Below are 881 nucleotides of genomic sequence, written 5' to 3'. Positions count from 1 at the left end.
CGGCTCTGTTGCAAAGATTGGCGGCAGTCAGAGGTAGGCTGTCGCTCTGCGCCGATCAGGCGGCTGCTGCGAAATGGTGGTTGAGCATGCCCATGGCCTCCGTCAGCGCCGAGGGCCCAATGCCAAAAGCTCTCTCCACAAGGCGCACCTCGCCCCTGATGCCGGGCTGCAGGCACCAGGGGCGAGCCTGTCCTTTGCGCAGGGCTCGCATGACTTCGAATCCCTTGATCGTGGCATAGGCCGTGGGGATCGATTTGAAACCGCGCACCGGCTTGATCAGTATCTTGAGCTTTCCGTGATCGGCCTCGATCACGTTATTGAGATACTTCACCTGCCGGTGGGCCGTCTCCCGGTCCAGCTTTCCTTCGCGCTTCAATTCGGTGATCGCTGCACCATAGCTCGGCGCTTTGTCGGTATTGAGCGTGGCAGGCTTTTCCCAGTGCTTCAGGCCTCGCAGGGCCTTGCCCAGGAACCGCTTCGCTGCCTTGGCGCTGCGGGTCGGCGACAGGTAGAAATCGATCGTGTCGCCCCGCTTGTCGACTGCCCGGTACAGGTAGGTCCACTTGCCCCGCACCTTGACGTAGGTTTCATCCAGGCGCCAGCTCGGATCAAAGCCACGCCGCCAGAACCAGCGCAGCCGCTTCTCCATCTCCGGGGCGTAGCACTGGACCCAGCGATAGATCGTCGTATGGTCGACCGAAATGCCGCGTTCCGCCAGCATTTCCTCAAGGTCGCGATAGCTGATCGGATAGCGACAATACCAGCGCACCGCCCACAGGATCACATCACCCTGGAAATGGCGCCACTTGAAATCCGTCATCGTTCCGTCCGTCCAATCTCCGCCAAGCATGCTCAAGCTTCACGATTTTTGCAACAGAGCC

1 protein-coding gene is annotated in these 881 nt (G+C 60.6%); it reads right to left on the bottom strand.

Annotation, left to right across the window (positions count from 1 at the left end; translation table 11 throughout):
• Nucleotides 1-55 precede the first annotated feature (55 nt).
• The gene (locus L7D49_RS00265) at nt 56-820 is read right to left on the bottom strand and encodes an IS6-like element IS6100 family transposase (protein WP_001389365.1); all 765 of its coding nucleotides are present in this window, start codon (nt 818-820) and stop codon (nt 56-58) included.
• Nucleotides 821-881: the final 61 nt, after the last annotated feature.

The sequence above is a fragment of the Sporosarcina cyprini genome (assembly GCF_022048975.1).
In the GTDB taxonomy this organism is placed as follows: domain Bacteria; phylum Bacillota; class Bacilli; order Bacillales_A; family Planococcaceae; genus Sporosarcina; species Sporosarcina cyprini.
The sequence above is the reverse complement of the archived record's forward strand: the minus strand, read 5'-3'. Positions and strand labels throughout refer to the sequence as shown.